The following is a 20,663-nucleotide window of genomic DNA, read 5'->3' as shown; positions in this document are numbered from 1 at the left end:
CAATTTGGGTGATAAGGCCAAGTGGAAGCGAAAGCAATTAGGGCTTCCTGATATTCCTGCACCAGAATTCGATGGTGTGACTAACGAGCTTTTAATGGCTTATGGATTGATTTCACGAGGCCGTCGTTATGCTGGGATGTCAGGGTGTCCGCTTCCAATATCCCTCACTGACATTGAACAATACCTAGTATCAAAACCTACAGCTATAAACCGCAAAGAATTTGATACGGTCATTTTTGCGCTTGATGATTTATTCCGTGAAGAATGGATGAAAGAGCAAGAAAGGAAGGATAAAAAATAGGGCAGCAATGCCCTAGGAGGATTTATGAAGATAAATTCAGTAACACGCAATGAAACGTGTCCATGCGGCAGTGGCGTTCGTTATAAGTGGTGTTGTGGGAAGTTGAAATAAAGGTAAGTAAATAAGCTTTACAACCAAATAAGCCTGAATATACTGTATATAAATACAGTTATATTTTGGTGCATCATGAAGCTAGAACTTATCGATTCCGAGTCAATTATCAATATTCCACTCTTCCTAGATCGTGTGCCTGCGGGGTTCCCATCACCTGCGGCTGACTATATGGAGGAGAGGATAAACCTTAACAGTACGCTGATTAAGCACCCTGATAGCACATACATGTTGCGTGTCGAAGGTAATTCGATGATTGATGCAAATATCAATGACGGTGATGTTGTTATCGTCGATAGCGCACTGGCGGCAAAGGATGGGGACATTGTTATCGCTAGCGTTGATGGCGAATTCACAGTAAAGAGACTGAAGTCTCATCCGCCTATGTTAATGCCGATGAACCCTGACTTTCAACCTATACACATAGGCGATGCGCAGGACTTGCAGATATTTGGTGTCGTCACATTCATTATTCACAAGGCTCAGTAATGTTTGCCTTAGTTGATGTTAATTCGTTTTATGCAAGCTGTGAGAAAGTCTTTAGGCCAGACTTAGCGGGAAAGCCAGTAATCGTCCTGAGTAACAATGATGGTTGCGTGATTGCCCGATCAGCGGAAGCAAAGAAACTCGGTGTGAAAATGGGCGAGCTCTATTATGAGCGACGAAATTATTACCGACAGAACAACATCACCATATTCAGTTCTAACTATGCGTTATATGCTGACATGAGCAATAGAGTGATGTCGCTGTTATCAATGTATGCTCCGCGCTTGGAGATATATTCGATAGATGAGGCGTTCCTTGATTTCACTGGCATGGCCCATACATTTAACTTAGAGGAGTACGGGCGAGAAATTCAATCAACGATATTGCAGCGAACTCACTTGCCTGTTGGCGTTGGAATTGGCCCAACTAAAACACTCGCGAAGATTGCTAACTATGCAGCTAAAACGTGGAAGAAAACTGGCGGTGTTGTCGAGCTATCTGATAGAAGTCGGCAAAGAAAATTACTGTCACTTATTCCGATTGAGGAAGTATGGGGCATTGGCCGTAGAATCTCAGCAAAGTTGAGAGTTATGGGCATTTATACCGCTTTAGACTTAGCCAATGCGCCAGTGGCCACAATACGCAAAACGTTTGGCGTAACGCTAGAAAGAACACTCCGAGAGCTGAATGGTGAATCCTGTATTGAGCTTGAAGAAGTCAGAAAAGTTAAGCAACAAATACTATGCTCTCGCTCTTTCGGTAAGAAGGTTTTAGATATCGAGACTATGCGCAAAGCTGTTTGTGATTACGCAGAACGTGCAGCGGAGAAGCTTCGTGAAGAAAAACAGCGATGCCAAATCATTGGCCTATTCATACAAACAAGTCGCCATGCATCTGGCGAAGATTATGCCAACAGCACCAGTGTCAAACTTGAATACCCAAGTAGTGACACGCGAGACATCATTAATGCTGCCATGCGTGGATTGGATTCCATATGGCGAGATGGTTATCGCTACTATAAAGCTGGGATAATGTTGTCTGACTTCACAAATTCAGATATTACTCAGTTCGATATGTTTTCGACTCAGAAGCCGTTTAAGAATAGCGATGAGCTGATGAAAACATTAGACACGATAAATAATAGTGGACTAGGCAAAGTTTGGTTTGCTGCGAAAGGCGGCGATAGTGGGTGCCAGATGAAGCGCGAAATGCTGTCACCTGCTTACACGACAAATTTCGATGAGTTGCCTGTTGTGAAGGCTAAAATGTGACATAACTGGAATATTTATTCGCTTATGGTTGAGAAGATGCTAAATATAGTAATAATGCTTCATAATTATTCTTTAATACTTATAGAAGGTTATACATGTTTGAAGTGGAGTATTTGTTCGTTTTTGATGAAGGCTCTAAAACAGTCGCAACAGAACAAAATATAGCTCAATTTATTCAGAATAATAGGAAGTTGGGATTTGAAGGTGGGGTAATAACGTTTAAAGGAAAAACTTATAAAGTTAAAAAAGAAACGATAAATGGAAATAGTAAAAACAAAGTATGTGTAATAACTCTATCTAGTGAGATGGATAAAAATTTAGATAATGCACGTGAGTTTTATAATGTGTACGTGGAATTCACTGATACACTTAGAGAAATAAAAAAAACGAAATTGGTTGTGCTTACAAATACAGTGTCTCAATTCTTATGCAAAGAAGCCTATGAATATATAAATAGAGCTGAAAATAAAATGAGAAAATTAATTACTCTTTTTATGACGACGAAAATTGGCGCTTATTGGGAAAAAATATATACCCCAGATGATTTTGGTAAATCAGTAAAAAATGAAAGAGATTTAGATGCGGATGATTTACATAATGTTTTGTTTTATGTGAATTTTAGTACGTTAGGAGATGTATTGTTTGATGGGTACAAGACATTGGATATTAATGAATTACAGCGGAGATTGCAGTCTGATAAGATAGATATTAGTGAAATAAAAGAAGGCTTTGTTCCGCGAAGTAACTGGGATAGATTTTTTGAAGAGATTGTAGGTGAAGAATCAAAAAATATATCAAAAGATTGGGATTTGTTGTACGAGCTAAGGAATAAGGTCGCTCACAATAAAAATATTAATATAGATGACTTTAATAAAATTAAAGGTGTTTCAAATAGAGTGGTTCGTGTAGTTGATGGAGCGATTAATAAAATTAGAGATGTTAGCGTAAGTACTTCAGATGAACCTGTGAGGAATCTATCTCAAATTATAGGGGATAATAGTAGCCAATTTGCTAAGATAATTTACCATAGGAATTTTGGAGAAAAAATAAACAGCATGGATACAGGTGAACAAACACTTTTTAATAAGATTATTAACCGAGTGATAACTGAAATTAGTAACAGTATAAAGAGTGATGAGTGTGAATTTTCACCAGAAACACCAAAAGAACCGGAAATAGAAATAAAATTCGTTTCACCTAATAATGACCAAGAATAGCTAACTCCGCTGAGTAATATGGAAAATTTAACCAAATCTAGCCCGTCCTTGGGCTGGGTGGTTATTTTTATAGGGAATAATAGTCAAACTTTGAGAGTAAATAATCAGCGTCTTCATTAGTTATACAATCACCAACAATAGACATAAATTTATCTTTATCTTTAATTGACCAAAAACTTCCAAACGCAGAACGTACTTCTCTTAGCTTATCATCGGATATTTTAGACGTAATACCATGTGCTTTATAATACTGAGAATGCCTAGCCGTTGGATCAAGTGATGTTATAGGTGAGTTGATTGGAGTTATATTGCAATATGGAGTTATGTACTTTCTGTACATATCCTCTGCAAATTTAACTGCAACGCCTTCATCTAGTCGTTGCACTTCGTTCTTAAGATTCCCTGTAGCAGGGCTTAGGAGGTGAATGCACTCGTGGCACAATTCATAGAAAACTGATTCCCAAGAAGTGCAAGCATTACTTATTAAAACACCATAGAGATTATCATGGCCAAGCAATTTACAAACCATAGATCTTGTTAAAAATGATCTGGCTTCGTCTATATTCCTAGCGCCTCGCTTTAACATATCTAACTCCGTCAAAACAGAAGCAAGTTCGGGAGTGAAACCTATGCTAGTTGACGAATTGCCATAAATTAACTGTGCTTTATAAAAAATAGAATGCCACAGCAAATTAAGGAGTCTAGCACTAGATGGATCTAGGTGGGTTGGTGAAGCATCAAACGCCAAAAGATTGCTCTCTATGGTGTGGAGTAGCTCATTCTCATCTGTAACGTGACAGTCTTTTATTAATGTAATAACGGCATCTTTAAACGACATCTTAAACATCCTTATTTATCAGTTTGTTGAGCATAGACTCTATTCTGTCTAATCGTTGTGCAATATGTTCAGGTGAAAATTCATTTTTCATATCAACTGGAGTATCGCTAATGCTTTCCATGAGGCTTGATATCATTCCGCTTTTAGATAGGAAACTTACATCATGCGATAGTTCGTTTCTTAGTTCTATAGCGACACCCATAATTGATATATTTTTATTAACAGGCATATTCATATATCTAGGATTCAATGGATGAAGGTAATGTTTCCCTTGGTCAATTATTAATTGCTTAAAAGTTACATCATCACTTTCATTTAATTTACATAAGACAAAGTCACCATTATTGGGGTCTGCATCTGGGTCAAATATAACAGTGCTGCCATCAGGAAAGCTTATTCCTGAACTTGATTGCATGGAATCACCTTCAACTTTAACTGCAAATACGGATTCTGAAGCAAGCCTTGGGGCTGGAATATAGTCATACCCAACAATGCTATCTTCTCGCCAAAGATTGGCCGCTTGAACAAAGGTTATTACAGGGATTAGCGGTAAAGTTATCGTAGACCGAACATGCGCTATGTTTGGAGGATCTCCAATACCAGAAGTTAGCCATTCAGGAGTAGTACCAAGAGCAGCCGCTAAATTATGCAGTGCATTGATGCGAGGCCTAGCTTCTCCGCCCTCATAAGCCGCGATTTGCCTAGGAACAATACCAACTTTTTTTGCCAACTCAGATTGCGTTAATCCTATGGCATTTCTAGCCATAGATACACGGCGTGGAAATGATTCATCAAAATTCATAATTGAGCCTTTAAAAACTCATTGACTCCATTTAATTATTGAGTATGATTAAAACACATCAATGAGTAATGTAAAATTCAAAAACACATAATGGAGTGAATAATGAAGCAAAATACAGTTAAGAGCAAGCAGATTAGTTATCGCCTACGCCCTGAGGTGGCTGAATTTTTAGAAAATTACGCTGCGAGAACGCATCGTTCTATACAGGGTATGCTTGATACTATTATGGATAGAGTGATCGACAAGGAACAGAAAGGTGAAAGCATTATTCAATAAAAAGCCCCAATTGCGCGAACAATTGAGGCCAGTTGTCAGTTACACCTTAACGGAGGAATAAATGACATGAACATTGTAACCAAAACAGACTTAACTTTCCAGAAGATTACATTTGAACCAGTTTGTCATGATGGACTGACTTGGTTTACTTCAACTCAATTAGCTCAAGCTCTTGGATATAGTCGAACAGATAATATTAGCAAGATTTACTCACGAAATTCTGACGAGTTTACAGAGTCAATGACAACCACCGTCAAAATGACGTTGGTTAGGAAAACTGGTGAAGTTGATGTAATGGTTAGAGTTTTTTCTTTACGTGGTGCTCATCTGATCGCAATGTTTTCTAATACTCCAGTAGCAAAGCAGTTTCGTAAATGGGTATTGGATATTTTAGATCGCGAGGTTGAGTTAGGTAATCATTCACCAGTATTTAATTATCATTACCCAATTGAATCAGCTGATGTTCATAACCGTAAGTTTGATAACGCATGGCTAACACCTAGCAGTCTGATTGACAACAAAAACCCTGCGCCAGAGCTTGATCTGATTGAGCAACTAGAGCGTGATGGCTTTGATGTTACTGGTGCAAAAGTTCGTATTCATGCATTACACAACAGTGCCAAACAAGCAGTACAAATTGAAGAGCTGTTTGTGGACACAAAGAAAATGCTACATCGATTGAAAGATTGCTTTGATACTGGCTCAAGACTAGGAGGTGCAAACGTAGTCTTTGAAGGTAAAGACAAAGGAGTGATGATTAGTGGAAACAAAAAAAGAAATATCGGGTGTCATTAAAGCAGAAAAGCCAGCAGGTGCAACTGTTGGCTCATCTTAAACTAAAATATAGGACGTATATTTATGAGTAATAGTATTCGAGTTTTTAACTATAAGTCAAGTAATGAGCAATTAGTGACCGTTTCAGGTTTGAAATACAAAGGCAAACCTGTGTTTCTGGCTATTGAGTTGGCGGTATCGTTAGGATACTCAAACCCGTCAGACGCACTAAAGAAGCATTGCAAGTCACTGATTAGTCTTAATTATCGCGAATCGCGAGAATTAGGTTTTGATAATCCGCGTGGTGTAATCCTCGCAGGTCAAGCTGATATGTTCCGTTTGATTATGCGTAGCAAGCTACCTTCAGCGGAAAATGTTCAAGATTGGGTGTGTGAACAAGTTTTACCTGAAATTATGGAGACTGGTAGCTACTCAATCAAGAAAAGCCAATCTGGCCTACCCGAATATCGCCAAGCCAGAACGCTGAAAATGTCGGTTGATGCAATTACAAACCTATTTGACCTGATGCCGAACCTAAGCAACGAAGCCAAACAGTGTGCGGCAGCTAATATTGTTAATCCGATTGTAGGCTTTGAAGCTGTCCCACTGCCAGCGCTTGAGCAAAAATATTACTCCGCTGGTGAAGTAGGAGAAATGCTAGAAGTATCAGCCAATAAAATTGGACGCATTGCTAACAAGAACGGATTGAAAACTGATGAGTTCGGAAAGTTCTTCTTAGATAAGTCGGCTCACTCATCAAAGCAGGTTGAAGCATTCCGCTATAACGATAATGGCATTAGTGCATTACGCCATATCATTCACGGAAAAGAAGTAGCCTAACCCACACATAGCCCAAGGACGGGCTTGTAATCCAGATCACACATTGCGCCTCTTGATTGAGGTCTTTTGCTTTGTTTTGTACCACCTTCGGGCTATCATAAGGGAAATTAATAATACAAATAGGTGATGGGATGAAGAAGACTTTACTGGCGGTTGTCATTGGCGCATTTATTGTTGTTGGTTGTGGGCAAAAAGAATTAAGTCCATTAGAAATTGAACAAGTTAACAACTTAAAGTCTGAATTAGCAGCAACAGAGAAAAGCATATCAAGTGCAAAGTTAGACCAAGAGAAATATACAGGTGGGCTGATTAAGTCCTTAATTCAAACACGAGCTGAAGTTTTAGAAACAAATAAAGCCTTACTTCAACAGCGTATTAATGCGATAGAGTCAGGAGCTAAGATAGACATTGTTATTGAAGGCGCACGAGAAAATCCAGAATTAGCAAAGCAGCTAGAAGATGAAATTATTAATATCGAGAAAGAAATTGAGGCAGGAAGAAAAGAAGCTGCAAATTATACAGGTGGTCTTGTCCTGTCAATGAAGTTAGCTAGCATTGCAACACAAGAACAAACAGTAGCGATGTTGCAACAAAAGTATCTTTCAGCTAAGTATGGTATAAGTGACCCATACGCACCAAGGGCTACAAATAATAAAGATACATTGAAACAACAAAATGATGACGATAAAAACACAGAACAAGTAGACGCTACAAAAATCGATGAGCCACTACTTCCTCCGGAAAGTGGTCCCCTCGGTCTAAAAATGGGGTTAACAAAACAAAATATTGAGGATATGACAGGTGAAAAATTAGACCCCATTGAAGATAGTCCTAACTTATACATAATCAAAAACACGCCAAAAAGGAACCCAAGTTTTGATACATTTGGACTTGTAGTTTCTCCAACGGTAGGGCTGTGTCAAATAAGAGCAATAGGAAAACCAAGTAAAAACAATAGTTACGGCGTCCCTATTCGTGATGAATTTGATTCTTTAAATGAATCACTTGTTTCCTTATATGGTAAGAATAATAAAATAGATAAATTACTACCTGGTTCAATATGGAAACAGCCTCAAGAATGGATGACGGCGCTAGCACTAAAAGAAAGGATCTTGGCTTCAGAATGGGCTAAGCCTAGCGAAGAAATGAAAAAAGTTAATCTATCATCAATAATATTGCAAGCTAGAGGCGAAGGTAGAACAGAAGGGTATTTATTTTTACAGTACTCATTTGATAACGAAAAAGAATGTTTTAATGAAATTGAAAATATGAACAAAAGTTCACTGTAACATAAAAGAAAATTTTTCTATTAACTAAAATGACACCCCTATCCACTGGTAGGGTTTTGTATTCAATTGTCTCATATACGGGATAAGCTATGCTAATTGGGCTTAAAGGCTCGGCTAAGTTGATGTGAGGGATGGGATGAAGAAGCTATTAATTATATGCGCTGCCATCGCCTTGCTGGCTGGCTGCGGTGAAAAAGGCACAACTTATACTTGTGATATTAACTCCGAACTGAATGATATGGCGCTTAGTATGAAGGGGGCAAAAAGCTTTCCTAAAGGCACAACCACAGCAAAAATTGTTCTCAATGACAATGTGATGACCATTCCATCGCTAGGGAAAGATGGATATAAAAGTAACATTATGAAAGAAGTGCAAAGTGATGCTGAAGTTAAACACTTAAAAAAAGGTGATCTAATATACGATAGCCAAGATGTCTCGGAGGTGTTTTTAAATAGTACAAATGAAGCCTTTGTAATGGTAACTGGTAAGTGGATGCAAGAATTTAGCAATTGTAAATAATAAAGTTTAAGCGTTAAGACAATAATCATAACCCTGCCACTCGGCGGGGTTTTTGCTTTTTAGGAGATAAGAAATGGCAGAACAAACATCGCGCCTTGCGATCATATTAGATAGTACGAAAGCTAAACAGAACTCAGATACTCTGGCCTCATCATTGGAGCGGTTAACTGCACAAGGTGAAAAAGCGACAGATTCAGCAGATGGCTTGAGCTTTTCATTTAAACGCCTTGCATCCACAGCGGCAGGTGCAATGTCTATCGCATCAGTAATTAAGATTGCAGATGATTGGGGGCAAATTGGCGCTCGAATGAAGAATACCCTTAAGTCAGTTGAGGGAGATATTAAAAACTATGCTGATATCCAAGAGCGACTATTGGTTATAAGTAATCGTAATGGTAAGAACATTGAAGATAGCCAGTTGCTGTATATCGGCGCGGCAACATCGATGCAAGAACTAGGCTATAACACAGCACAGACTATTGATTATATCGAATCGTTATCATCTTCAATGACAGCTAACGCATCAAGTGCTAATGAAGTTTTATCGATGCAGAACGCGCTTAATAAATCGATGGTTGCGGGTAAAGTCGCTGGCGAAAATTGGAACTCCATTATGAATGCGACACCCACATTGTTAGGTGACATAGCCAAGGAGTTAGAGCGCCAAAATGGCGGTATTAAAGTTACTGAAATGGAGGTTAAAAAGCTAGCCGCAGAAGGTAAGATATCATTCAAGCTATTCGCAGATGCTGTTATGGCTGCAAAAGATGCGAACAATGCGCTAGCTGATTCGATGGATAATACAGTTGCCGATGGCTTTACACGAGTAACAAACTCAATCAAAGCATATTACGGAGAAATGAACCAAAGTTTAGGCATTACCCGTTCATTATCAGCAGGTTTAGCCACAGTGAGCGATAACTTTGGTGAAGTTGCGACAACATTAACTGCATTGGTTGGGATTGGTGCAGCTCGTTATGTTGGCAATTTATCAACAAGTATTTATGACAACACAAGAAAACTAGCTGATAACGCTATAGCTAATAGAAAGCTAGCTGTAGATAAAGTTAATACTGCAAGAGCAACGCTAATTCAGGCTCAAAATGAAAAAGCAGCGGCCTTAGCAGCTGTTGAATCAACAAAAGCGCAGCAAGTAGCAGCAGCTACAGAAGTTCAGCGTATTTCACTAAAAACTCAGTTAGCAAATCAAACGGCAGTACTGACAGCAGCAACTAAAGCGGAAACATTAGCAACCAATGAACTAATAGTAGCTAAAAGTAAAGCCAATATTGCAAACAATCTCCTTAAAAGTTCATTAAATTTAATTGGTGGACCATTAGGTGCAGCGATGATAGCAGGTGGTGGAATATATTATCTATGGAGCCAAATGCAGGAAGCAAAAGAAAAAGCTCGAGAGTTTAGTGGTGAAATTCCAGATTTAATATCCAACTTAGATAAATTAAATAAGGTGCAATCAGAAGCCGCCAAAGTAAAACTTACCCAAAACATACGCCAACTAAAAGAAGACGCTTTAGACGCTAAAGAAAAAATCAAATCATTGAATGAGGAATTGGCAGCGCAAAAAATGATGACTCCTGGTGCGAGGAGTGATGCTGCAAAGGACAGGGGGCTGGAAAAGGAAAGGGATTTAACAGAGCAACTTACTTTAAAAAGAGCTGAGTTAGATTCAATTAATACCAAACTTGGTTATTCAGAAGATTCACTTGGTAAAGTTAATTCATTTCTATCTCTTAAAACTGTTGAGCAAATGCAAGCAGCTCGCCAGCAGCAAGATGCCATGGAATCACTTGAGCCAAAAGTTAAAATACTTTCGGATACTCAATTATTCCTCGCTCAAAGACTTGGCATTACCACAAACGCGATGAAGCAGTTTAATGCACAATCTTTACTATTAAATTACGGTGGTGAAGATGCAAATAAACTGATTGAGGGAATGAAACAACAGGTTGAGCTATCAAAAGTTGCAGGTAGGGCAAGAGCGCAATTAGCAGCTGAACAGGCAGTGAAAAGGGCTGGTGCAAATGAGGGTGGCATTAAGAAGGCGCGGGAACTTGCAGGTATTGAGTATGACAATATCGAAAGGCAAAGAGGACTAGGCAGAGCAACCACTCAAACCGAATCAGCAGCTCAGAAGCTGCTAGAAACGCTGAAAGAACAACAAATAGCACTACTGCTACAAAAAGAACTCGGTAAAGATATTGGCTCTCAGGAACAAGCTAAAGCGGCATTCTTAGATAAAATTAAAAGAATGGAGGAAGACCGAGCTAAAGGTAAGCTAACCGCAGACCAGAAATCATTACTTGCGAATAAAGAACTCATACAGGCCGAGTATGACCGCAACATTCAACTTGAGCGGTACATAAAGAATAAGGAACTTGAAGTTAAAATCGCCGCATTCCATAAGCAAATAGCGGAAGAGTCAATTCTAGTTCAGGAACAGTACAACCAGACCTTAGCAATGGCGGGTAAAGGAAACTTAGAGCAAGGCAGACTACAAGCTAGATTCCAAGTTCAAAACGAGTTCCAGCGCAAACAAGCTGACCTACAGAAGCAATTCCAAGACAAATCCACAGGCATGACTGAGGAAATGTACAAGAAGGAAACGCAATTCATTTCTGATGAGTTACAGAAGCGCTTAGTAATGCTTGAAGATTATCACGGTAAGCAAGATGTGATGCGTGGCAACTGGACATTAGGCGTTGACACGGCCTTGCAGAATTATATGGATAACGCACGGAATTACAGCCAGCAAGCAGAAGGCTTTATTACAAACTCACTGCAAAATATTACAGAGGGTTCAGCAGATGCTTTAACGAATTTAGTGACTAGTTCTAAGAATGCGTTTGAAGCAATCGTTGATTCCTTCGGCGATTTATCTAAATCCATCATTAAAGACTTGTTCCGAATTGCTATACAGGCACAGATTACTAATGCTGTATCAGGAATATTCCCTATTGGTGGCGGTAATTCAAAGGGCGCATTTGATGCTGGAATTAAAGGTTTAGGGTTATTCAGTTCAGGTGGTTATACAGGTAGAGGAGGTAAATATGATCCAGCTGGTATAGTGCATAAGGATGAGTTCGTTTTCAATAGAGAAGCAACTAATAACATAGGGAAGGAAAACCTGTACGATTTAATGAATACAGGGGAGATGCCAAATTATCAATTAAGCACAGACGCCTATGCGCTGAAATACATCCGACCAACAAGCCAAACCAATAACACTACTAATAATTCTAATGTGAATAACACTGCTGAAATTAACGGAAGTTCAAAGGTTGTTATTAATATGGGTGATATAAAGCTAGATCATAGCGGGCAAATTCAGCAATCGCAGTCAAATCAAATGAACACAAACGCAGTAAAGCGTGAATTCCAACAGATGATAGAGAATGGCGTTAATACACTATTACGCAATCCTGCATCTGCTTTATCAAGAACAATCAAAGGTAATTAAGAGAGGTAGTTATGAGTAATCAATATTTAGAAGCAGTGATCAGTGAGTTATCAGCACGAGTAACGCAGCAAAGTGCTCAAATCGAGGAATTACAAAAACAGCTCACTGACATGCAAGCGGCAATGAGCTGTGATGCGTTCTCTATAAAAGAAGGGGAAATATTTATAGAGAAAAAGGCTATTAGCGAACCTTTATTGAGTCAATTAACTTCATAACCGCTTTCTTTTCGTTGGCAAGAAAATCATCAGTTAGTCTCTTATCATTTGAACTATACATATTAACTATCGTTTCAACGCCTTCTCTTTTTATTAGCCCTGCTGCCACTAATGCGGAAAAGATAGATGCTAAAATTTCAATACGTACAGCTAGAGATTTATTTGAGTTTCCAAGCGAAATAACGGTTTCGTTAAGTTTTCTTACATCAGCGGTGAGTTTATTTATCATCTGTTCGTCCATTTTAAATCCTCACACCGAAGCTAATCAGCCATCGCTCCGGTAAAATTCACAGGGCTGACCTTTAACCATAAACCAAATTTAACTATTGAAAATCCTGATATTTGATCATTAGGCGGCTTTGTGCCGTCTTTTTTCGAGGCAAACCATGATTGAAGAATTTAAGTGGCGAATGCAAACGCAAGAAACGCCAACGGGCGAGTTCACTCATCGAATAAAAGAAGTCACTTTTGGTGATGGTTACAAACAAGTTGCGGGAGATGGCATCAACACAGAATCTCAGTCATGGCCTTTCACTTACACAGGAATGAAAGAGGAGGTAATGCCCATATTCAAGTTTATCCGCCATCACACAACAAAATCATTTATATGGACGCCACCTTTTTGTGAAAAAGGATTATATCGAGTTAAAGCTGATTCTATCACCATGACACCGATTGGCGGCTTAGCAGTCACTATAACAGCAACATTTGAACAGGCATTTAGCGTATGAATATTACATCTGACGCCCAAAAGCTTGAGGCGGGCAATAAAATACAACTCATTGAAGTTGATGCTAGCGAGTTTGACGGTCCTATTCTCCGATTTCACGCATATAACCTGCCGCACACACCAGAGGAGATTGATGAAGGCGATATCAAACCTAAGCCTATCTGGTGGCAAGGCAATGAGTACGGTGCGTGGGCTTATGAAATTGAAGGGATGGATAAAAACAGCGATGGCAGCCCTGCAAGACCGATATTAAGAGTCGCAAATATTGATGGATTGATATCATCTCTTTGCTTGCAATTCGATGACATGGCAGAAGCAAAAGTCACTATATACGAAACCTTTGCACACTATCTTGACGCTAAAAATTTTATTAATGGTAACTCAACAGCGAACCCTGACGAATGCTTTACTCAAGTGTATTACATTGACCGAAAAACAAATGAAGTCGCTGGAGAAGCTGTTGAATTTGAGCTTTCCAGTCCATACGACCTTCAAGGAATAATGATACCCGGTCGCCAGATACACAACCTCTGTTTTTGGTGTATGAAAGGCGATTATCGTAGTGGTCGAGGGTGCAATTATACAGGGAATAAATATTTCAATGAGCGTGGTGAGCCTGTCGATGATCCGTCACTCGATAATTGTGGCGGCTTAGTCAGTGATTGTAAGAAGCGCTTTGGTGAGAATGAACCCTTGGATTTTGGTGGGTTCCCAGCGGCGGGGTTAATACGATGATCACCAAGAAATTAACAGAGGCGATATTTCAGCATGTGAAAGCCGAATACCCGAAAGAAGCATGTGGCGTGATTTGTCAAAAGAGTCGAGTCAGAAAATATTTCCCCTGCCATAACCTTTCTGATAATCCCAATGAGCATTTTGAACTTTCCCCTGAAGACTATGCAATTGCCGAAGATTGGGGAGAGCCTATTGCGATTGTCCATAGTCACTGTGGGGATGGTGTGACAACTCAGCCTAGCGAAATTGATAAATTACAGTGTGATGCCACGAGGTTACCGTGGGTTATCGCATCATGGCCAGAAGGGGATATTCGCATCATAGAGCCAAGAAGTTGTCGTGAGTTAGAAGGGCGTCCATTTGTGCTTGGTCATGCAGATTGCTGGTCCTTAATTATGGACTATTACAGGCAAAAACACGGTATTGAATTGCATAATTACAGCGTTGATAGGCAATGGTGGGAAGAAGGCGAAAATCTGTATATGGATAACTACGAGAAAGCGGGTTTTGTTGACGTCACTGGCGAGCCGAAAGAGGGCGATATGGTGATTATGCAAGTACAAGCCGATGTTCCTAATCACGCTGGTGTGATTATGAATGGCATGTTACTTCACCATCTTTATGGTCAACTCAGCAGGTTAGTACCCTACAGCGATTACTGGCGCGATCGGACGATAAAAATTGTTCGGAGGAAAGAATTTGTATGAGCATAAAAACAATACGTTTATACGGTGTTCTTGGCGCAAAGTTTGGGCGTGAACACAAATTAGATATAGATTCACCTCGTGAAGCAATTAAGGCTCTGTCTGTTCTCTATGATGGCTTTGAGCAGTTTCTTGCTAATGCACACCTCAAAGGGCTTGAATTCGCGGTATTCAAAGGTAAGCGCAATATTGTTGAGGATGAGTTGCATCTTGATACCTGTGAAGAAATTCGTATAGCTCCAGTAATTAAAGGTAGCAAGCGTGGAGGATTTTTTCAAACTATTCTCGGAGTAGCAATGATCGGGGCTGCGGCATTTTTGTCTGGCGGTCTATCTGTAGCTTTTACTGCGGCTGGAACATGGGGAGGGGCTTTAGCTCTTGGTGGTGCAGCTATGGCTCTTGGTGGTGTGGTGCAAATGTTATCTCCTCAGCCAAAAGGGCTATCAATGCGGCAAGATTCAGATAACAAGCCATCCTATGCCTTTGGTGGAGCTGTGAACACGACAGCTCAAGGTAATCCTGTTCCATTGTTTTATGGATTGGATAGGCGAGAAATCGGTGGAGCTATTGTCTCAGCAGGGATATACACAGAAGATCAGCAATAAATCACTTCAGCTTTTTTCTATTGCGGCTTAACAGCCGCTTTTTTTATGGGTGAAATATGAGAATTCAAGGCGCTAAAGGGGGTAGTTCCAAACCTCGGACACCTGTTGAGCAAAAAGATAGCCTACTATCCGAATCAACCGCAAAAATTCTATTAGCTATCTCTGAAGGTGAGATTGCTGGTGGAATTGATGATACACGTATTTTTCTTGATGACACGCCAATAGGGAATACGGATGGTTCTAAAAATTTTGAAGGGGTGACGTGGGAGTTTCGTGCAGGCACTGAACACCAAGAATATATTCAGGGCATCCCTTCGGTTGATAATGAAATTGCTGTGGGGATAGAACTTAAAGATGATCAACCGTATGTAAGAAACATCAACAACACTCAGTTGTCGGCAGTTCGCGTTCGCTTTTCTGTTCCTCAATTGTTGCAACAGCACGATAACGGTGACACGACAGGGTATCGTATTGATTACATTATAGAGCTATCGACAGACGGCGCAGGCTATAAAGAAATCATCAAATCTGCATTCGATGGCAAAACAACTACTGAGTATCAACGTTCTCATCGAATTGATTTACCAAAAGCGAATACTGGTTGGCAGGTTCGCGTTCGTCGACTGACTAAAAACCAAAATAATGCAAGGATGGCAGACAAAATGTCAATTGCAGCAATTACTGAAGTTATTGATGCGAAATTACGCTATCCAAACACAGCACTATTATTTGTTACTTTTAACGCCCGCCAATTTAATAATCGTATCCCTAAAATCAGCGTACGCCCCAGAGGGGGAATACTGGTCAAGGTGCCAACAAATTATGATCCAGTTGCTCGCACATATACAGGGGTATGGGACGGAACGTTTAAACTTTCTGCGACGAACAATCCAGCATGGATTTATTATGATGCCTCAATCCATAATAGATATGGCTGCGGAGATAGGATCAAGATACCCAATATTAGTAAATGGGATCTGTATAAAATTGCACAATATTGTGATGAATTAGTTCCTGATGGGCGTGGTGGCGATGGTAAAGAGCCTCGCTTTCTGTGTGACGTTTATTTTCAATCACAAGAAGCTGCATACACTGTACTTCGTGATATTGCTGCTATTTTTCGTGGAATGGCATATTGGGCTGACAACAAAGTTAATGTCGTAGCTGACATGCCTGACCCTGTTTTTAGAGTATTCACAAACGCAAATATTGCTGGTGGCAAACCTTCTTACTCTGGCGGCAGCATCCAGAATCGCTATACACAAGCATTAGTTTCATTCACAAACACTGAAAACCATAGCAGTGACGACATTGAAGCCGTTGTTGATTTAAAGCTTCAGCGTAGATATGGAGTGCGTAAAACAGATCTGTCAGCGATTGGTTGCACTCGCAGAAGTGAGGCAAATCGTCGTGGTCGATGGGTTTTACTTGTTAATTCAAATGACCGCGTAGTTACTTTTGCCACAGGTTTAGAGGGTGCGATACCATCTCCTGGTCATATTATTGGTTTAGCTGATTCAGATTTTGCTGGGCGTCAAATCGGGGGGAGAATTTCAGCGGTCGAAGGTCGTAAAATCACGCTTGATAGAGTAGCGTCAATTAAAGTTGGAGACCGTTTAATTGTTAATTTGCCTGATGGCAGATCAGAAGGCAGAACTGTTACCGCAGTTAATCAGAAGATTGTCACTATCTCTACTGAATATTCACAGAAGCCCGAAAAAGAGTCCGTGTGGGTAGTGGACTCTGACGACTTAGCCGTTCAACTGTATCGGGTTATTAATATCAGCGACAATGGTGACAATACTTACACCATTAACGGTACTATTCATAACCCTGACAATTATGATCATATCGACTCGGGGGCACGCATTGACGAACGACCAATTACAGTTATCCCACCTAATGTGCAACCAGCACCGAAAAACGTGCGTATTTCCTCCTATTCACAAGTAGATCAGGGTATTGCATTTACGACATTGCGCGTTGATTGGGAAGCTGCTGATAGTGCGATTGCATATGAGGCAGAGTGGCGCAGAGACAATGGTAACTGGATAAATGCATCGCGTACATCGACGCTGGGTTTTGAAGTCAATGGGATTTATGCGGGCCGTTATCAAGTTCGCGTACGGGCGATTAATGCGTCTGAAATTTCCAGCGTGTGGGCCAGCGCAGAAGAAACCCAACTCAACGGGAAAGAAGGTAATCCACCGAAGCCGCTTAATCTACGTGCGACCTCAGAAGTTTGGGGGATTACATTAGATTGGGGCTTTGATGTGAACACCAGTGATACATTAAAAACAGAGTTGCAGTATTCACAAACTAATATTGTTGAAGATATGCAATTACTTGCTGATGTGCCATACCCTCTAAAATCGTATCGCATGTCTGGGCTAAAAGCGGGGATCCGTTTCTATTTCCGTGCACGCTTAGTTGATAAAACGGGTAATGAATCAGAGTGGACAGATATTGTTCTAGGTGAATCGTCAACAGATGTTGAGGGGATTTTAGATGTTGTTGGTGATAAGTTTCTTTCTACCGAAGCCGGCCAAATCATGCAAGAGCAAATCGACTTCAACAAAGACCAAGTTGCCGACTTGAAAATTGACGGTGCCGTCTTTGAGCAGAAAATAATCGGCATTGATCGCGAACTAGGTACTATCAATGAAGCAGTAATGATGAACACTCAGTTCACTACAGAATTACATTTTAGCTTGAAAGAAGAAGTTGCTGATCGCAAAGCTGAGATATTCCGCCTTGAACAAGTGCAAGTTACTGATAGAGAAGCCGCCGCGCGATGGCAAGAGAAAATCAGCGCTGAAGTAAGCTATAACGCTGCTGAAATTCTCAATATCAAAGATACTCAAACGAGCTATGAGAAAGCGACAGCTCAACAAATTAGTCAAGTTAAAGCGGAATTAGGAGAGACAAATAAAGAAGTTGGTGACATCAAGAGTCGTGTTACTACAGTCGAAACAGCGACAGTTGACTTGAAACAAGCGCAAGCGAAGTTTGAGCAGTCAACGACAGCAGAATTCGGGGAAATGCGTGGTTACATTACTAACATTGAAACGTCACTGACTAACATCGAGTTTGCAGTATCAGAAGCGATTATGCAGACAACTGCACAAGTTAATGAAACTAACTCAGAGTTACTGAAAACGAAAGCAGAAGTCACTCGACTTGCAACAGCGACGGCAACAAATGAAAAAGCTACTGCACAATTAGTTGAAAGTGTAAAAGCGCAACATGATCAGTCAGAAGCTGAATTTATTGATGTGCGTAAATCAATCGCTGAGAAAGACAAAGCACAGTCAGAGCGCACAGAGCAAGTACGCGCAGAACTCGGGAAAGACATCAACGCTAACAAAGATGAAATTGATAAAAACAAAGGGGAACTATCGAAAGTTAGTGCTGCTGTGACAAACAATACACAGTCAATCGCAACACTAGAAGAAACGACAACTCAGATTAAGCAAACTCAACAAAGTCAGTACGATGAGACAACAGCAAACATCGGTAAATTAACTGAAACAACAGCAAGCAACACAAAAGCGATAACTGAAGTCAAAGAGCAGAGTCAGTCTCGCTTTGAAAGCAATGAAGCGACGATTGCAAACATGCAGCAAACAATTGCTAATGCTGAAAGCTCACTGTCTGAAATGGGTATGCAGTTGACTGCGGAGGTTGGAAATCAAGCAATTGAGCAACTGAGAATTAAAGCGTCAATTACTCGTTTAGATACAGTAACAGCTGACAAGTTTCAGGCATTCGCACAGTCATTCGAGAAAATTGAAACTCAATTCAATGATGTCAATTCAAGTATTACAACTCTCAAGAAAACTGTATCCGACAATGAGAAATCACAAGCTGAAACTAATCAGTTAATTATGTCTGAAATTGGAGATAACAAGTCAGCAATTGAACTTCGTGGTCAAACTATTTTCGATCACCAAGGGAATGGCTCTGCTATCTACACAATCAAGACCGGCATTAATTGGAATGGTCAATATTACGATGCTAAATTCATGATGGGGGCGACTGTTCAGAATGGAAAAGTAGTGACGCAGATCGGCTTTAGTGCTGATACGTTTGGTATCCTCAATCCCAAAAGCGGTAAGTTAGAGCCCGTATTTTTCGTTGAAAACGGTCAAGTGTTTATCAATGAAGCATTTATCAATAAAGCAACAATTGAAAAAATCATTGTTGGCACTGATATGCGCTCAAAAAACTACGATCCAACGAAAAGAATAGGGTCAAGATTTGATATGAGCAATGGCGTAGTTGAAATATACGGTTCTGACAGCGCAGGCTCTATGATTCAGAAAAATAATGAAATATCTATGTACGACGCTCAAGGTAATTTACGGTTATTCATTGGTAATTGGAAAGGAGGGAGTTTTGGCATATGACGTTTATATGTTTAATAAAGTTGGTGTAAAAAACCCTTATGGGCTATCTGGTACACGAAGTTTTAATTATCTAAGGACTATAGACGTTCCAAGAGCACCGCTTGGAACTTGGGATTATTCACACTCAGTCTCAGTAACCGAAAAATCCCCAAACACGCGATTAATTGCTGTTCCTTTTCAAGCGACAAATGTTTGGATTGATCAGACTGGGTGGTTTAATCATATAGTTATTAATAATATTCAGGTAACTGGCAACAATATTAATATAGGCTTAAAAACGTCATATTTTTATAAAAACGATTATCGCGGTTATACAGACCCAGCAGCTAGGCTTCATGTATTCGAAACTCATGACGCGACAAAAGATGCATCAAACGGCTGGTTGGTTTATACAAAAGGAACGACTGACTATACAGCAATAACAAATAAAACTCAGTTAGGATTTATTGTTTGGACGTATAGCGGAATAGTCAATAACACAATTACACTCCCCAGTAACTTACCAAATCGTAATTCGCAATTAGTACTTGCGTATTGGGATCATCCAAGTGCTGTAATTGAGTATGACCATGAATCGAATACGATAATAACAAATGGAAACTCACTGAGGATGGATATAGTTATTCTCCAAAGTGGCTTTACACCCCCATTAAAAGCAGGTGATTGGGGGTTGTTTTTATTTAATAAAAATAACCAACCCGTAATAACAAATCATTATCCACCAATAAAGGCGCCAGAATATATACACATTGGGCGTAATGCGTCAAAGGTATATAACAAGCCATTGGTTCCATTAGCTCGATATGGCGTATTTTTCACGGGTCAGACAGGTCAAAATAGATGTTGGCATGGAGGGTTAAAAATGTTTGACGGATTCATTAGCGTGCAACAAGGGTCTTATTTCAAATACGGCTCTCACAAGACCGGCGCAGGAAACGCATTTTATTCTGAATGTGACACGATAGTTTTGAATAGAGATGATTATTTTTAATATCAATAAATATCAATTTGCACAATTAGCCGCAATTAAGCGGTTTTTTTGTATCTAAATTTCGGAGAATA

General features: G+C 39.9%; 21 protein-coding genes. 18 read left to right on the top strand and 3 right to left on the bottom strand.

Translation table 11 applies throughout. From position 1 onward, the window contains the following. Window positions 1-4: 4 nt before the first annotated feature. The 5 genes from JI723_RS13915 to JI723_RS13900 all read left to right on the top strand — a co-directional run bounded on the left by JI723_RS13915 (window position 5) and on the right by JI723_RS13900 (window position 3,386). Complete coding sequence (locus JI723_RS13915; RefSeq protein WP_337979482.1) at window positions 5-301, top strand: hypothetical protein; 297 nt, start codon at window positions 5-7, stop codon at window positions 299-301. 24 nt (window positions 302-325) lie between these two features. Then, on the top strand, window positions 326-412 hold the full coding sequence (locus tag JI723_RS19940) for an SEC-C metal-binding domain-containing protein (protein ID WP_163863513.1): 87 nt from the start codon (window positions 326-328) through the stop codon (window positions 410-412). A gap of 75 nt (window positions 413-487) precedes the next feature. Next, window positions 488-901: a translesion error-prone DNA polymerase V autoproteolytic subunit gene (gene umuD / locus JI723_RS13910; protein WP_129467075.1), complete on the top strand. Its 414-nt coding sequence runs from the start codon at window positions 488-490 to the stop codon at window positions 899-901. Then, window positions 901-2,169, top strand: coding sequence for a translesion error-prone DNA polymerase V subunit UmuC (gene umuC, locus JI723_RS13905; protein ID WP_337979481.1), 1,269 nt, complete (start codon window positions 901-903; stop codon window positions 2,167-2,169). Before umuD ends, umuC begins: the two co-directional genes overlap by 1 nt. Before the next feature lie 95 nt (window positions 2,170-2,264). Then, window positions 2,265-3,386 carry a hypothetical protein gene (locus tag JI723_RS13900; protein WP_337979480.1) on the top strand — a complete coding sequence of 374 codons (1,122 nt, stop codon included), beginning with the start codon at window positions 2,265-2,267 and terminating at the stop codon, window positions 3,384-3,386. 67 nt (window positions 3,387-3,453) lie between these two features. On the opposite strand, the gene JI723_RS13895 is transcribed toward JI723_RS13900, so the two are convergent. Beyond that, a complete protein-coding gene (locus tag JI723_RS13895) occupies window positions 3,454-4,224 on the bottom strand; it encodes a hypothetical protein (protein WP_337979479.1) in 771 nt (256 codons plus the stop codon). Window position 4,225: 1 nt separating this feature from the next. Continuing rightward, entirely contained in the window at window positions 4,226-5,026 is an 801-nt protein-coding gene (locus JI723_RS13890) for a LexA family protein (protein WP_337979478.1), read from the bottom strand. A 102-nt stretch (window positions 5,027-5,128) separates the two neighbouring features. On the opposite strand from JI723_RS13890, the gene JI723_RS13885 reads away from it, so the two are divergent. The 7 genes from JI723_RS13885 (at window position 5,129) to JI723_RS13855 (ending at window position 12,418) form a co-directional block, all read left to right on the top strand. Continuing rightward, on the top strand, window positions 5,129-5,302 hold the full coding sequence (locus tag JI723_RS13885) for a hypothetical protein (protein WP_337979477.1): 174 nt from the start codon (window positions 5,129-5,131) through the stop codon (window positions 5,300-5,302). 66 nt (window positions 5,303-5,368) lie between these two features. Further along, window positions 5,369-6,097: a BRO-N domain-containing protein gene (locus JI723_RS13880; protein ID WP_337979476.1), complete on the top strand. Its 729-nt coding sequence runs from the start codon at window positions 5,369-5,371 to the stop codon at window positions 6,095-6,097. A 63-nt stretch (window positions 6,098-6,160) separates the two neighbouring features. Then, window positions 6,161-6,916 (top strand): BRO-N domain-containing protein, encoded by a 756-nt coding sequence (locus JI723_RS13875; RefSeq protein ID WP_337979475.1) that lies wholly within the window; start codon window positions 6,161-6,163, stop codon window positions 6,914-6,916. Between the two features lie 131 nt (window positions 6,917-7,047). Next, window positions 7,048-8,205, top strand: coding sequence for a hypothetical protein (locus JI723_RS13870; RefSeq protein WP_337979474.1), 1,158 nt, complete (start codon window positions 7,048-7,050; stop codon window positions 8,203-8,205). A gap of 136 nt (window positions 8,206-8,341) precedes the next feature. Beyond that, entirely contained in the window at window positions 8,342-8,725 is a 384-nt protein-coding gene (locus tag JI723_RS13865; RefSeq protein WP_337979473.1) for a hypothetical protein, read from the top strand. 73 nt (window positions 8,726-8,798) lie between these two features. Further along, a complete protein-coding gene (locus JI723_RS13860) occupies window positions 8,799-12,203 on the top strand; it encodes a phage tail tape measure protein (RefSeq protein WP_337979472.1) in 3,405 nt (1,134 codons plus the stop codon). Between the two features lie 11 nt (window positions 12,204-12,214). Continuing rightward, complete coding sequence (locus JI723_RS13855) at window positions 12,215-12,418, top strand: hypothetical protein (protein WP_337979471.1); 204 nt, start codon at window positions 12,215-12,217, stop codon at window positions 12,416-12,418. On the opposite strand, the gene JI723_RS13850 is transcribed toward JI723_RS13855, so the two are convergent. Next, window positions 12,384-12,659, bottom strand: a complete 276-nt coding sequence (locus JI723_RS13850) for a hypothetical protein (protein WP_337979470.1) — start codon at window positions 12,657-12,659, stop codon at window positions 12,384-12,386. The two genes, JI723_RS13855 and JI723_RS13850, sit on opposite strands and share 35 nt — an antisense overlap. 145 nt (window positions 12,660-12,804) lie before the next feature. Here JI723_RS13850 and JI723_RS13845 point away from each other — a divergent pair, with 145 nt between their 5' ends. The 6 genes from JI723_RS13845 to JI723_RS13820 are packed head-to-tail and all read left to right on the top strand — an operon-like array spanning window position 12,805 to window position 20,592. Beyond that, complete coding sequence (locus JI723_RS13845) at window positions 12,805-13,149, top strand: phage tail protein (RefSeq protein ID WP_337979469.1); 345 nt, start codon at window positions 12,805-12,807, stop codon at window positions 13,147-13,149. After that, the gene (locus tag JI723_RS13840) at window positions 13,146-13,883 is read left to right on the top strand and encodes a phage minor tail protein L (RefSeq protein ID WP_337979468.1); all 738 of its coding nucleotides are present in this window, start codon (window positions 13,146-13,148) and stop codon (window positions 13,881-13,883) included. The genes JI723_RS13845 and JI723_RS13840 overlap by 4 nt, the downstream gene beginning before the upstream one ends. Further along, entirely contained in the window at window positions 13,880-14,590 is a 711-nt protein-coding gene (locus JI723_RS13835) for a C40 family peptidase (protein WP_163860976.1), read from the top strand. The genes JI723_RS13840 and JI723_RS13835 overlap by 4 nt, the downstream gene beginning before the upstream one ends. After that, a complete protein-coding gene (locus JI723_RS13830) occupies window positions 14,587-15,192 on the top strand; it encodes a tail assembly protein (protein WP_163860977.1) in 606 nt (201 codons plus the stop codon). Before JI723_RS13835 ends, JI723_RS13830 begins: the two co-directional genes overlap by 4 nt. Window positions 15,193-15,248: 56 nt before the next feature. Then, the gene (locus JI723_RS13825) at window positions 15,249-19,601 is read left to right on the top strand and encodes a TipJ family phage tail tip protein (RefSeq protein ID WP_337979467.1); all 4,353 of its coding nucleotides are present in this window, start codon (window positions 15,249-15,251) and stop codon (window positions 19,599-19,601) included. Then, window positions 19,591-20,592, top strand: a complete 1,002-nt coding sequence (locus JI723_RS13820) for a DUF6453 family protein (protein WP_337979466.1) — start codon at window positions 19,591-19,593, stop codon at window positions 20,590-20,592. Before JI723_RS13825 ends, JI723_RS13820 begins: the two co-directional genes overlap by 11 nt. The last annotated feature ends 71 nt before the right edge of the window (window positions 20,593-20,663 follow it).

The sequence above is a fragment of the Providencia manganoxydans genome, from assembly GCF_016618195.1.
GTDB lineage: Bacteria > Pseudomonadota > Gammaproteobacteria > Enterobacterales > Enterobacteriaceae > Providencia > Providencia manganoxydans.
This window is presented reverse-complemented; position numbering and strand designations above follow the sequence as displayed.

Excerpts from the sequence above, each read along its gene's own strand:
- JI723_RS19940 (WP_163863513.1), top strand. The coding sequence starts at position 326 with ATGAAGATAAATTCAGTAACACGCAATGAAACGTGTCCATGCGGCAGT.
- umuD (WP_129467075.1), top strand. The coding sequence starts at position 488 with ATGAAGCTAGAACTTATCGATTCCGAGTCAATTATCAATATTCCACTC.
- umuC (WP_337979481.1), top strand. The coding sequence starts at position 901 with ATGTTTGCCTTAGTTGATGTTAATTCGTTTTATGCAAGCTGTGAGAAA.
- JI723_RS13900 (WP_337979480.1), top strand. The coding sequence starts at position 2,265 with ATGTTTGAAGTGGAGTATTTGTTCGTTTTTGATGAAGGCTCTAAAACA.
- JI723_RS13895 (WP_337979479.1), bottom strand. The coding sequence starts at position 4,224 with ATGTCGTTTAAAGATGCCGTTATTACATTAATAAAAGACTGTCACGTT.
- JI723_RS13890 (WP_337979478.1), bottom strand. The coding sequence starts at position 5,026 with ATGAATTTTGATGAATCATTTCCACGCCGTGTATCTATGGCTAGAAAT.
- JI723_RS13885 (WP_337979477.1), top strand. The coding sequence starts at position 5,129 with ATGAAGCAAAATACAGTTAAGAGCAAGCAGATTAGTTATCGCCTACGC.
- JI723_RS13880 (WP_337979476.1), top strand. The coding sequence starts at position 5,369 with ATGAACATTGTAACCAAAACAGACTTAACTTTCCAGAAGATTACATTT.
- JI723_RS13875 (WP_337979475.1), top strand. The coding sequence starts at position 6,161 with ATGAGTAATAGTATTCGAGTTTTTAACTATAAGTCAAGTAATGAGCAA.
- JI723_RS13870 (WP_337979474.1), top strand. The coding sequence starts at position 7,048 with ATGAAGAAGACTTTACTGGCGGTTGTCATTGGCGCATTTATTGTTGTT.
- JI723_RS13865 (WP_337979473.1), top strand. The coding sequence starts at position 8,342 with ATGAAGAAGCTATTAATTATATGCGCTGCCATCGCCTTGCTGGCTGGC.
- JI723_RS13860 (WP_337979472.1), top strand. The coding sequence starts at position 8,799 with ATGGCAGAACAAACATCGCGCCTTGCGATCATATTAGATAGTACGAAA.
- JI723_RS13855 (WP_337979471.1), top strand. The coding sequence starts at position 12,215 with ATGAGTAATCAATATTTAGAAGCAGTGATCAGTGAGTTATCAGCACGA.
- JI723_RS13850 (WP_337979470.1), bottom strand. The coding sequence starts at position 12,659 with ATGGACGAACAGATGATAAATAAACTCACCGCTGATGTAAGAAAACTT.
- JI723_RS13845 (WP_337979469.1), top strand. The coding sequence starts at position 12,805 with ATGATTGAAGAATTTAAGTGGCGAATGCAAACGCAAGAAACGCCAACG.
- JI723_RS13840 (WP_337979468.1), top strand. The coding sequence starts at position 13,146 with ATGAATATTACATCTGACGCCCAAAAGCTTGAGGCGGGCAATAAAATA.
- JI723_RS13835 (WP_163860976.1), top strand. The coding sequence starts at position 13,880 with ATGATCACCAAGAAATTAACAGAGGCGATATTTCAGCATGTGAAAGCC.
- JI723_RS13830 (WP_163860977.1), top strand. The coding sequence starts at position 14,587 with ATGAGCATAAAAACAATACGTTTATACGGTGTTCTTGGCGCAAAGTTT.
- JI723_RS13825 (WP_337979467.1), top strand. The coding sequence starts at position 15,249 with ATGAGAATTCAAGGCGCTAAAGGGGGTAGTTCCAAACCTCGGACACCT.